8 protein-coding genes are annotated in these 12,082 nt (G+C 64.9%); 6 read left to right on the top strand and 2 right to left on the bottom strand.

Features of this window, described 5'->3' with window-relative positions; genetic code table 11:
- The first annotated feature begins 103 nt into the window (after positions 1 to 103).
- The 6 genes from mutS (at position 104) to KIT02_RS12980 (ending at position 9,786) form a co-directional block, all read left to right on the top strand.
- On the top strand, positions 104 to 2,818 hold the full coding sequence (mutS, locus tag KIT02_RS12955) for a DNA mismatch repair protein MutS (RefSeq protein ID WP_297578318.1): 2,715 nt from the start codon (positions 104 to 106) through the stop codon (positions 2,816 to 2,818).
- Positions 2,799 to 5,594, top strand: a complete 2,796-nt coding sequence (locus KIT02_RS12960; protein WP_297578319.1) for a [protein-PII] uridylyltransferase — start codon at positions 2,799 to 2,801, stop codon at positions 5,592 to 5,594. Before mutS ends, KIT02_RS12960 begins: the two co-directional genes overlap by 20 nt.
- Before the next feature lie 48 nt (positions 5,595 to 5,642).
- The gene (gene murJ, locus KIT02_RS12965; protein WP_297578321.1) at positions 5,643 to 7,205 is read left to right on the top strand and encodes a murein biosynthesis integral membrane protein MurJ; all 1,563 of its coding nucleotides are present in this window, start codon (positions 5,643 to 5,645) and stop codon (positions 7,203 to 7,205) included.
- A gap of 93 nt (positions 7,206 to 7,298) precedes the next feature.
- Entirely contained in the window at positions 7,299 to 8,339 is a 1,041-nt protein-coding gene (gene trpS / locus KIT02_RS12970; protein WP_297578323.1) for a tryptophan--tRNA ligase, read from the top strand.
- 124 nt (positions 8,340 to 8,463) lie between these two features.
- The gene (locus KIT02_RS12975) at positions 8,464 to 8,937 is read left to right on the top strand and encodes a universal stress protein (RefSeq protein WP_297578324.1); all 474 of its coding nucleotides are present in this window, start codon (positions 8,464 to 8,466) and stop codon (positions 8,935 to 8,937) included.
- Between the two features lie 282 nt (positions 8,938 to 9,219).
- Positions 9,220 to 9,786: a NifU family protein gene (locus KIT02_RS12980; protein ID WP_297578326.1), complete on the top strand. Its 567-nt coding sequence runs from the start codon at positions 9,220 to 9,222 to the stop codon at positions 9,784 to 9,786.
- 71 nt (positions 9,787 to 9,857) lie between these two features.
- Here the strand turns inward: KIT02_RS12980 and KIT02_RS12985 are convergent, their stop codons facing one another.
- The gene (locus KIT02_RS12985; protein WP_297578328.1) at positions 9,858 to 11,531 is read right to left on the bottom strand and encodes a glycoside hydrolase family 3 N-terminal domain-containing protein; all 1,674 of its coding nucleotides are present in this window, start codon (positions 11,529 to 11,531) and stop codon (positions 9,858 to 9,860) included.
- Between the two features lie 115 nt (positions 11,532 to 11,646).
- Positions 11,647 to 11,970: a thioredoxin gene (gene trxA, locus KIT02_RS12990; protein WP_297578330.1), complete on the bottom strand. Its 324-nt coding sequence runs from the start codon at positions 11,968 to 11,970 to the stop codon at positions 11,647 to 11,649.
- Positions 11,971 to 12,082 lie beyond the last annotated feature (112 nt).

A 12,082-nucleotide genomic window follows, 5' to 3' on the forward strand; every position in this document is an offset into this window, starting at 1 on the left:
CAGCGCTGCGCGAAGCTGGGCAAAGTGGACGCCCGGCGGTTGGATTCCGCGGGCGAAACGCCTAAGGTCCGGCATCATTTTCGTGCCCGAACCGCCCGCGCCAATGGATCACACTCCCCTCGAGGCCGATAAAGCCGGCCCCGCCGCCGTGGGTCTGACGCCCATGATGGCGCAGTATTTCGAGATCAAGTCGGTCAATCCCGGCTATCTGTTGTTTTACCGCATGGGCGATTTCTACGAATTGTTCTTCGAGGACGCCGAAATCGCCTCGGCCGCCTTGGGCATCGTCCTCACGAAACGCGGAAAACATCTGGGCGAGGATATCGGGATGTGCGGCGTGCCCATCCATGCCGCCAATGACTATCTCAACAAGCTGATCAAGCTGGGCCACCGCGTCGCCATCTGCGAACAGATGGAAGACCCTGCCGAAGCCAAGAAGCGCGGCAGCAAGTCCGTGGTGCGGCGCGACGTTGTGCGGCTGGTGACGCCCGGCACCCTGACCGAGGACGATCACCTCGACGCCCGCAGTGCCAACTACCTGGCGTGCCTGGCCATGCTGCGCCATGGCGACACCGATTTCGCCCTGGCCTGGGCCGATATCTCGACCGGGGAGACCTTTGTCTCCGACCTGCGCGCCGACCAGGTGCAGGACGAAATGGCGCGCATCGATCCGGCCGAACTGCTGCTGACAGATGCCGTACGCGCCGCCCTGACCGAAAGACACCTGTTTGCGCCGGGATGGGCGCAGATTGCCGTCTCCATCCCCGTCGCCGACAGCGAAGCGGCGCTGCCCGCTTTGCGCGAAACCTTCTCCAGCGACAGTTTCGACCCCACCGCGCTCAGCCGCGTCGGGCGGGCGGCGCTGGGCGCCCTGGCCCAATATGTCGCCGAGAGCCAGAAGGGCCGCCATCCGCCCTTGCGGCCGCCCCAGGCCAATGCCGGCGATTTGACCATGAGCATCGATGCGGCAACGCGCGCTTCGCTCGAAATTCTCCAGACCCAGCGGGGACAGGTCAAAGGCTCCCTCCGCCAGGCGGTGGACCTGACGGTGACCGCGCCCGGCGCGCGTCTGCTTGCGGCGCGGCTGGCGGCGCCCCTGCGCCAGGCTCAGCCGATCAATGCCCGGCTCGATGCGGTGGCGCTTTTGGTGGACGACACCATGCTGCGCGCCCGGCTGCGCCAGGACCTCAAAGCGGTACCGGACCTGGCCCGCGCCCTCTCCCGGCTCAGCCTCGAGCGCGGCGGTCCGCGTGATCTGGCCGCCATCGGCAAGGCGGTCAGCGCGGCGATTGCGCTGTCGGGTCACCTCGCTGCCGTCGCCGAGCCGCCGCAGGTGCTGGCTGAACTGGGCACGATCCTGGCCTCGGCGCCCCGGCCGCTGGCTTCCGAACTGGCGCTGGCGCTGGATGACGACCTGCCGCTATTGAGCCGCGACGGTGGCTTCGTGCGCGCCGCCTATGACGGCCGGCTCGATGAAGAGCGCGCGCTGGGACAGGAAACCCGTGCCGTGGTTGCGGCGCTGCAGGCCCGGCTGGTCGAAGAAACCGGATTGCGCACCCTGCGCATCAAGCACAATGGGGTATTGGGCTATTTCGTCGAAGTGCCCTCGGCCCAGGGCGGCAAGCTTCTGGAGCCGCCCCTGCGCGACACCTTCATTCATCGCCAGACCCTGGCCAATGCCATGCGGTTCACCACGACGGAACTGGCGGAGCTCGAAGGCCGGATCGCCAAGGCGCAGGACGCCGCGCTCGCCATCGAAACCGCCATCTTTACGCGGCTGCGCGAGGCGGTGCTGGCCCGCACCGCCGATCTGCAGGCCCTGGCAGACCGCCTTGCCGAACTCGATGTGTTCGCCGCTCTCGCCGAAGTGTCCGCCACGCGGCACTATTGCCGCCCGATCGTCGACGACAGCCTTGCTTTCGCCATTTCCGGCGGGCGCCATCCGGTCGTGGAAATCATGGTGCAGCAAGCCGGCCAGAGTTTCGTGGCCAATGACGCGGACCTTTCGGGCAGCGATGCCGCGGGCGGCGGTGCCCTGTGGCTGGTGACCGGCCCCAATATGGGCGGTAAATCCACCTTTTTGCGCCAGAATGCCCTCATCGCCATCCTGGCGCAGATGGGCTGCTTCGTGCCCGCCGACAGCGCCCATATCGGGGTTGTCGACCGCCTGTTTTCGCGGGTCGGGGCCAGCGATGACATCGCTCATGGCCGCTCGACCTTCATGGTCGAAATGGTCGAAACGGCAGCTATTCTCAATCGCGCGACGCGGCAAAGCCTGGTGGTGCTCGACGAGATCGGGCGCGGTACGGCGACGTTTGACGGGCTATCCATTGCCTGGGCTTCGGTGGAGGCTCTGCACGAAACCACCGGCTGCCGGGCCCTGTTCGCCACCCATTTCCACGAGCTGACGAGCCTTGCCAAGACTCTTGGCCGGGTTGCCAATGTCACCATGAAGGTGCGCGAATGGGAGGGCGAAGTGGTCTTCCTGCACGAAGTGGGGCCGGGCGCTGCCGACCGCTCCTATGGTATCCAGGTGGCGCGCCTGGCCGGCCTGCCTGAAACCGTGCTGACCCGGGCCCGACAGGTGCTCGACCTGCTCGAGCAGCGCGCCGCCGGCACCGGCTCTTCCAGCAGCAAGGCCGGCGTGCTAGACGACTTGCCGCTCTTTGCCCATCGGCCGCCCGCCCCGGCGCCCAAGGGCAAGGATCCCGTTCACGATGCGCTCGATGCCCTCCGTCCCGATGAAATGACGCCGCGGGAGGCAATCGAGATGCTCTACCAGTTGAAGAATATTCGCGATGACGCTCGCCGAAGCTGAGGCCAAGCCCAAAAAGGCACTCTTCGCGCTCAAGAGTGCCGAGACGATCCTGGCTGAGCTCGACGCGGCCGTGGGCGCCGAGCCGCCCAAGACCCCGGCCGCCCGCGCCCTGGTGCTGGCCCATATCCGCCAGACCCTTGCCGAAGCGCGCAAGAGCGCCGAAGCTGAACTCTTGGCCAATGGGCGGGGCACCCGCTGCGCCCAGAATATCTGCGATGCCCAGGATGAAATCATCCGCGCGGTGCATCGCTATGCGGTGAGCCGGGTCTATCCGGTGGACAATCCTTCCGGCGCCGAGGCCGTCGCCCTGGCCGCGGTGGGCGGCTATGGCCGCGGCACGCTGGCGCCGGGCAGCGATATCGACCTGTTGTTCATCCTGCCCTACAAGCAGACGCCCTGGGGCGAGCAGGTCACCGAATATATCCTCTACATGCTCTGGGACCTCGGCCAGAAGGTCGGGCACGCGGTGCGCTCGGTCGACGAATGCATCCGCATGGCCCGGGCCGACATGACGGTGCGCACCGCCACGCTCGAAGCGCGGTTCCTCACCGGCGACAAGGCACTTTACGAGCAATTGGTGCATCGGTTCGAAACCGAAATCATGCCCAAGACCGGGCCCGAATTCATCGCCGCGAAAATGGCCGAGCGCGATGAGCGGCACAAGCAGATGGGCAATACCCGCTATGTGGTCGAGCCCAATATCAAGGACGGCAAGGGGGGCCTGCGCGACCTCAACACCCTGTTCTGGATCGGAAAGTACTTTTACCAGGTCAAGACCAGCACCGAGCTGGTGCGCAAGGGCGTTCTGAGTGCCGCCGAGAACCGGCTGTTTTCCCGCGCCGAGGATTTTCTGTGGGCGGTGCGCTGTCACCTGCATTTTCTCACCGGCCGCGCCGACGAGAAGCTGACCTTCGACGTGCAGCCAGACCTGGCCCGGCGCATGGGCTATGCCGAGCGGCTCGGCATGCTGGGTGTCGAGCGCTTCATGAAGCGCTATTTCCTCGTCGCCAAGGATGTGGGCGACCTCACCCGCATCATCTGCGCCAGCCTCGAATTCCACCATGCCAAGGACATGGACCTGGTCGGGCGCGTGCTGGCCCCGTTCCGCGCGGGCAAGAGCAAGATCAAGGGCGAAACCGATTTCATCGTCGATACCGGCCGGCTCAACATCACCAATCCCGATGTGTTCGAAAAGGACCCGGTCAACCTCATCCGCATGTTCATGGTGGCCGGCCGCGAGGAACTGCTGTTCCACCCCGACGCCATCAAGCGACTGCGCGGCAGCCTCCGGCTCATCGACAACAAGCTGCGGACCGACAGCAAGGCCAATGGCCATTTCCTGACCATCCTGACCAGCCCGCTTTATGTCGAGCGCATCCTGCGAGCGATGAACGAGAGCGGGGTGCTGGGCAAGTTCGTGCCCGATTTCGGCAAGATCGTCGCCCTGATGCAGTTCAACATGTATCACCACTATACGGTGGACGAGCACCTGATCCGCGCCGTCGGGGTGATGGCCGAGATTGCCAATGGCGGGCTGCGCAAGGAATTGCCGCTGACCCATGAGCTCCTGCCGCAGCTCAACGATACGCGCCTGCTCTATGTGGCGCTGTTCCTGCACGACATCGCCAAGGGGCGTCCGGAGGACCATTCGACCGCCGGCGCCCGGATTGCCAAGAAACTCTGCCCGCGCTTCGGCCTGACCCCGGCCGAGACCGATACGGTTTCCTGGCTGATCGAATATCACCTGCTGATGAGCGAAATCGCCCAGGCGCGCGATATCCAGGACCCCGAAACCGCCAAGGCCTTTGCCGATGTGGTGCAATCGCCCCAACGTCTGGCACTTTTGATGATCCTCACCGCCTGCGATATCCGCGCCGTGGGGCCGGGCACCTGGACGGGCTGGAAGGGGAGCCTGTTGCGGGCGCTTTACTATGCCACCGAGCCGCTGCTCTCGGGCGGGCACAGCCAGGTGAGCCATACCGATCGCATCGAGCAGGCGCGCACCGCCTTGGCCAAGGCGCTGGACTCCTGGCCGCCGGCCGAAATCGAGGCCTATTCGGCCCGCCATTACGATCACTACTGGCTGCGGGCCGAGCCGGAACTGCAGATCGAGCACGCGCGCATGATCCGCCAGGCCGACCAGTCGGGCCAGCCCTTTGCCGGCTCGATTCGCATCAAGGCCTTCGAGGGCATTACCGAAGTTTCGTTCTATACCCCCGACCATCCGCGCCTGCTGTCGCTGATCGCCGGCGCCTGCACCATGCAGGATGCCTCGATCATCGGGGCGCAGATCTTTTCGACGCGCGACGGCCGCGCCATCGATACGTTCCGCCTGCGCCGCAGCTTTACCAGCGATGAGGACGAAAAGGTCCGGGCGACGCGCATCATCGACACGGTCAAGCAATTGCTGCAGGGGCAGCGCCAGGTGCTGATCGACCTGGGCAAGGAAAGCCGGCACAACCGGCGCCTGAAACCCTTTGCGCTGCCGGCGCAGGTCTCGGTTTCCAACGCCATCTCGGAAAAGTTCACGGTCATCGAAGTCTCCGGCCTCGACCGGATCGGGCTGCTCTATGCGCTGACCCGCGAGATTTCCGACCTCAATCTCACCATCGGCTCGGCCCATATCGGCACCTACGGCGAAAAGGCGGTGGACGTCTTCTACGTCACCGACCTCACCGGCCAGAAGATCCACGTCAAATCGCGCCAGAAGAAAATCCACGGCGCGCTGATGGGCGTGTTCGAGCGACCCGAGGACAAGCGGGTGGCCAATGGGTAGGGGCGCAACTGGCGCCCTTATTTCTCACCCCGAGGGAGAGAAGGACGCGTGAGCCTCTTCCGCAATTTTGTTTCGGTCGGCGCCCTGACCCTGGTGTCCCGCCTCGCCGGCTTCGTGCGCGATGCGCTTATGGCCGCGGTGCTGGGCACGGGGCCGGCGGCGGACGCGTTCTTTGCGGCCTTCCGCTTTCCCAACCTGTTCCGGCGCCTGTTTGCCGAGGGCGCCTTCAACACCGCCTTCGTGCCGATGTTCTCCGGCGCCCTGGAACGGGACGGCGAGGACGGCGCACGGCTCCTGGCGGCGCGGATCATGAGCTGGCTGGTGGCCATGCTGGTGGTGGTGACCATCCTGGTCGAAATCTTCATGCCGCAGATCATGGTCGCCTTCGTGCCCGGCTTCGTTGACGACAGGGAAAAGTTCGAGCTGACCGTGCTGTTGACGCGGATCATGTTTCCTTATCTCGCCTGCATGTCGCTGATGGCGGCCTATGGCGCCATTCTCAACACGTTGGGCCGGTTTTTCGCCGCCGCCTTTGCGCCGGTACTGCTCAATATCGTCAACATCGCCATGCTCGTGCCGCTGGCAACGTTCTGGGTGCAGGCGCCCGAAGAGGCCACCATCTGGGTCGCGATGGCGACCATGGGTGGCGGCGTGGCGCAATTGGTGCTGGTCTGGGTGGCCATCCAGCGGGCCGGTTTCCGCCCCCGCCTGCAATGGCCGCGGCTTGATCCGGAGGTGCGCCGCTTCTGGGTGCTGGCGGTGCCGGCCATCCTGGCGGGGGGCATTACCCAGATCAATATCTTTGTCGGCACGATCATCGCCTCGGGCGCCGACAATGCGATTTCCGTGCTGTCCTATGCCGACCGGCTCTACCAGCTGCCGCTGGGCATTATCGGCATTGCCATCGGCACCGTGCTGCTGCCCGAACTCAGCCGGCACCTCAAGGGCGGTCGCGCCACCGAGGCGCGCCAGAGCCAGGACCAGGCGCTGTTCGTCTCCATGCTGCTGACCATGCCGGCCGCCTTCGCGCTGATGGCCCTGGCCGAACCCATCGTGCGGGTGCTGTTCGAACGCGGGGCCTTCGACGTCCTGGCCACCACCCAGACCGCCGAGGCCCTGGTGGCCTTTGCGGCGGGCCTGCCGGCCTTCGTGTTGATCCGCGTGCTGCAGCCGGGCTTTTTTGCCCGCGAGGACACGATCACGCCCACCCTGTTCGCGGGCATCAGCGTCGTGGTCAATATCGCCATATCGCTCTGGCTGTTTCCGAGCCTCGTCCATGTCGGCATTGCCATCGCCACTTCGGTCTCGGCCTGGATCAATGTGATCATGCTGGCCGTGGTGCTGGCGCTACGCGGCCATTTCCGGCTCGATCTGGCCCAGTGGCGCGGGCAGGGGGCGATCCTTGTCATTACCCTCGTCATGGGTGGCGCGCTGTGGCTATTGGCGGAACGCGGCGCGCACCTTCTGGCCCCGGGCAATCCGCTCTGGCTGCAGGCGGGCGTCCTAGCCTGCCTGATCGGCTTCGGGATCGCCACCTATTTCACCCTGATCCATATTTCCGGCACGCAGCGGCTGGGCCAGCTGCTGCGACGGTTGCGGCGCGGTGGGTAGGCTCCAACACGGGGTCATTCCGGCCTGCGCCGGGATGACATCGGAGGTGATCGGGGATAAGTGTTCCAGACTTCAGTCGATCAGGCCTCTTCCATGACGTTCAGCCCCCGCGTTTTCTCCGGTATCCAGCCTTCGGGCGACCTGCATCTGGGCAATTATCTGGGCGCCATCCGGCGCTTCGTGCCGCTTCAGGACACCCATGAGACCATCTATTGCGTGGTCGACATGCACGCCATCACCGTCTGGCAGGAGCCCGATGCCCTCAGGCGCGCGACACGCGAAGTCGCCGCCGCCTTCATTGCGGCGGGCGTCGATCCCAAGCGCTCCATCGTCTTCAACCAGAGCCAGGTCGTCCAGCATGCCGAACTGGCCTGGGTGTTCAACTGCGTGGCGCGCATGGGCTGGATGAGCCGCATGACCCAGTTCAAGGACAAAGCCGGCAAGAACAGCGAGAATGTCTCGCTGGGCCTGTTCGTCTATCCTTCGCTGATGGCGGCAGACATTCTTCTGTACAAGGCGACGCATGTGCCGGTCGGCGACGACCAGAAGCAGCACCTTGAACTGACCCGCGATATCGCGGCCAAGTTCAACAATGACTATGCCGCCTCGATCGAGGCGCAAGGCTCTGCGACCCAGGATGGCCAGTTCTTCCCCATTACCGAGCCCCTGATCGCGGGACCTGCAACCCGCATCATGAGCCTGCGCGACGGCACCAAGAAGATGAGCAAGTCGGACCCGTCCGACCAGTCGCGCATTTCCCTGCTCGACAATGCCGATGCCATCGCCAAGAAGATCAAGAAAGCCACCACCGACCCGGCCGAACTGCCGCTCGAGGTGGAGGATCTCAAGGCGCGGCCCGAGGCTGACAATCTCGTGGGCATCTATGCGGCGCTGTCGGACAAGACAAAGGCTGAGGTGCTGGCCGAGTTCGGTGGCCAGGGCTGGGGCAAGTTCAAGCCGGCGCTGGCCGACCTGGCTGTTTCCGTGCTCGCGCCCATGGCCGGGGAGATGCAACGCCTCCTGGCCGACCCCGAAACCATCGACGCGGTGCTGCGGGATGGCGGCGAGCGCGCCAGTGTCATTGCCGAAGAGACAATGAAGCAGGTCCGCTCTATCATCGGCTTCATCCGCTAGAGCGTTTTCAAGGATAGTGGTCACGACATTTCGGGTTCGAAGACGTGACCATTCAAGGGCTTAGGGCCCTCGTTCCGACCCAGTCCGGACGAGAAAGGTCCAAGAGCAGAACCGGAGGCCAAATTTGGTTTCGCAAGTCGAATACAAGCGCAAGTTCCTCGTGGTCATCGACGAGACCGAGGAATGCGACCGGGCCCTGACCTTTGCCGCCTGGCGGGTCAAGCGCACCGGCGGCACCGTGGTGCTGATGAGCGTCGTGCCAAAGCCCGAATTCATCGGGCTGGGGGTCGAGGAAGTGTTGCGCGCCGAGGCGGTCGAGGAGGCCGAGCGGTTTCTGGACCAGCGCCTGGCCCGCATCAAGGAGATTGGCGACGTCCGGGCCGAATCGGTGATTCGCGAGGGCAATGCCGAAGAGCAGATCGAAAAGGTGATCGGCACCGATCACGACATCGCCATTCTGGTGCTGGCGGCCTCCAAGTCGGCCGAGGGTCCGGGCCCGCTGGTGACTCACTTTGCCGCCCGCGCCAATGCCCTGCCCATTCCCCTCACCATCGTGCCCGGCCACATGGCCGAAGACGAAATCATCGCGATCTGCTAGCCGTAAAAATCGCTCCGGTGGAGCGATTTTAGGCTAGCAGGCCACGACACCTATGGTGGCGTGGCGGCCAGATGCCCGAGGGTCATGAGACTGAAGCGGGCCCCGGCAGTACTGGTGGCGCCGAGGGGATTCCAACCGCCATTCGAGCGCAGCTCTCATGGCCTTTGACCCTAAAATTGATCCACCGGATCAATTTTGCCTGTCGGCACAGTTCAAAGCTTGCATCGGGCGTCCAAAAGTCTATTTTAGAAGCGTTCTAATCGTAAACGCGCGAAAGCTGACATGTTCATTCAGACCGAAGCCACGCCCAATCCGGCGACGCTGAAATTCCTTCCTGGCCGCGACGTGCTGGCCGGTGAGCCGCGCGATTTCCGCTCCCTTGAAACCGCCGCGGCATCGCCGCTGGCGACGGGCCTGTTTGCCATTTCCGGGGTGACCGGGGTGTTTCTGGGCTCCGATTTCATCTCGGTGACCAAGGACGACACCAACTGGGCCCATATCAAGCCGGCCATTCTCGGCGTGATCATGGACCATTTCCTCTCCGGCAAGCCGGTGATCGCCGAGGGCGAAACCGGGGCCGAAGCGCTCGTCGAGGGCGAAGAGTTCTTCGAGGAGGAAGACAAGGAAATGGTCGAGGTCATCAAGGAGCTGCTGGCCACCCGCGTGCGCCCGGCCGTGGCCATGGATGGCGGCGACATCATCTTCCGCGGCTACAAGGAAGGCACCGTGTTCCTGCACATGCAGGGCGCCTGTTCGGGCTGCCCGTCCTCGACCGCGACCCTCAAGAACGGCATCGAAAACCTGCTCCGGCATTTTGTGCCCGGCGTCGAGGCCGTTCAGCAGGTCTGATCCCGGACCAACAGTTAAGCAGCAAGCCGGAAGCCCGATGAGCAATCATCGGGCTTTCGTCTGTCTGGAGGTCAGTACCGCGCCTGGTCGCTGCCGCAGAACGCATCCACGGGGCTGGTGCCGGCAAAGGGCGCGCGGCCGAGCAGGGCTTCGACCACGGCGGCCTGCATGGCTTCGTTGGAGCCATAGGCGTTGACATAGGTGGGCACGCGCGGCGCGTCGTGGAGGTAATAGGGAAAGCCCAGCGAGACCATCAGCGTCGGGACATCGTGCCAATAGCGCTTCATCGCCCCGAAGACGCTGCCGGTGAGCTGCGCCCAGTTGAGGAAGATGCGGCCGCGCGTCAAGAGCGTTTCCTCGGCCAAAAGGTAAAGGATGAGGTCATAGTCCTTGGGATTGACCGAAAGCTCGGGCGTGAAGAGGGTGACCTCGAAGCCTTCGGCGCGCAGCGCATCGGGGAGGCTGAGCGGCAATGGATGGGGCGCGAACGGCTGCACGGCGCCGCTGGAAAACACCAGAACCCGCCGGTGCTTGCTGGGCGAGAGCGGCAGCAGACCGGGCACGTCCTTGACCAGGGTCGGCACCCGCGCGGTGACGGCGCGCGCCGTGATGGCGCTATCGGCCCGGCCCAGCACCTGGCGGGCGGCGTCGAGGCTGGGTTCGGCCCGGTCTGGCTTGCCTAGGCCCAGGGCGGCCTTGAGGGCGAGCACGCGGGTGACCGCCTCGTCGACGCGCTCCTGGCTCAGCCGGCCATCGGCGACCGCCGCCACCAGGCGCATCAGGTCGGCATTGGGATCGTCGGAAAACAGGATCACGTCGCAACCGGCAATGACGCATTGCGGTATGGTCTCTTCGCGCGGGCCCCAGTCGCCGAAACCCGCCATGGGCGTGGCGTCGGACACGATGAGGCCGTTAAAGCCCAGTTTCTCGCGCAACAGGGTCTGGTTGAGGACCGGGCTCAGCGTCGCCGGGCGGAAGGCCTCGGCTTCGGCTTTGGGATCGAGTTCACGCACGAAGGCAGGAAAGGCGATATGGGCCGACATGACGCTCATCACCCCGGCGGCGATGGCGGCGCGATAGAGCTTGCCGAAGCTCTGTTCCCATTCGCTCAGCGTCAGCGGATTGACAGTGGTGTTGAGGTGCTGGTCGCGGTCGTCGTAGCCTTCGCCGGGCCAGTGCTTGACCGTGGCGGCGACGCCATTGGCCTGGAAGGCGGCGATCTGGGCCAGGGCATGCCGCTCGATACGGGCGACATCGCTGCCATAGGAGCGGGTGCCGACAATGGCGCTGCGCCAGGCCTGGTTGATGTCGATGACCGGGGTAAAGCTCCAGTTGAGGCCCACCGCATGGGCCTCTTCCGCCATGATCGTGGATATGGCCGTCGTCGCCTCGACATCGTCCACCGCCGACAGGCCGAGCGGATTGGGAACCTCGGTGCCGAAGGGCAGGCTCATGCGGCTGCCCTCGAGATCGGCGCTGACCAGCATGGGCACCGGGCCGGCCGTGTCGATCTGGCGCATGAGGCCGATTTCCGCCTCAAGGTCGCCCGAATAGATGCGCGTGATCCCGCCCGGCTTGAAGGTGCGCAGGGCGTCCATGGCCGTTTCCGGCGCCTCGCGGGACAAAAGCACGAAGAGCTGGGCCAGCTTGTCGCGGGGGGAGAGGGCGTCGCGGGTTTCGTTGACCCAGACGATGGCGGCCTCGTCGAGATGAAACGGGGCGGCGGTAAGATCGATGCCGGCCAAGGCGGGCTCCTCGGATATTGTCTGTTGCCCCATGATTAGCAGTGCCACCGGACAAAACAAAGGCACCGCCGGAATGCCCCGGCGGTGCCCTCAAAATCTCGCAATAGCGGTGCGATCAGGCCGCGTGGCCCTCGAGCCATTTGGTCAGGCCCGCCTTGGGCGTACCGGCACCGATCTTCATGTCGGCCGCTTCGCCGCCCTTGAACAGGATCATGGTGGGAATCGAGCGCACGCCATACTGGGCCGCCAGGCCCGGGTTCTCGTCGACATTGAGCTTGACGATCTTCACCTTGCCCGAGAGCTCCGAGCTCAGCTCTTCAAGGACGGGGGCGATCGCCCGGCAGGGCCCGCACCACTCAGCCCAGAAGTCCACGAGGACGGGTTCGCTGGAATTGAGGACTTCCTGGCCAAAAGTGGCTTCGGAAACGGTCTTGGTCATGTTCGTGCCTTTTGACTATTGCACATGGGGAGGCGAAATGCCTGCCGCACGCATGTGCCGCTAAAGTGACGACCCGCCTCGGCGCCGATGCACCGTCGCGGAAGCGGGGGCC

Source organism: Devosia sp., from assembly GCF_025809055.1.
Lineage (GTDB): Bacteria > Pseudomonadota > Alphaproteobacteria > Rhizobiales > Devosiaceae > Devosia.

What these genes read in the sequence shown, in the direction of transcription:
- KIT02_RS12960 (WP_297578319.1), top strand. Translation starts at nt 2,799, where the DNA reads ATGACGCTCGCCGAAGCTGAGGCCAAGCCCAAAAAGGCACTCTTCGCG.
- trpS (WP_297578323.1), top strand. Translation starts at nt 7,299, where the DNA reads ATGACGTTCAGCCCCCGCGTTTTCTCCGGTATCCAGCCTTCGGGCGAC.
- mutS (WP_297578318.1), top strand. Translation starts at nt 104, where the DNA reads ATGGATCACACTCCCCTCGAGGCCGATAAAGCCGGCCCCGCCGCCGTG.
- trxA (WP_297578330.1), bottom strand. Translation starts at nt 11,970, where the DNA reads ATGACCAAGACCGTTTCCGAAGCCACTTTTGGCCAGGAAGTCCTCAAT.
- KIT02_RS12980 (WP_297578326.1), top strand. Translation starts at nt 9,220, where the DNA reads ATGTTCATTCAGACCGAAGCCACGCCCAATCCGGCGACGCTGAAATTC.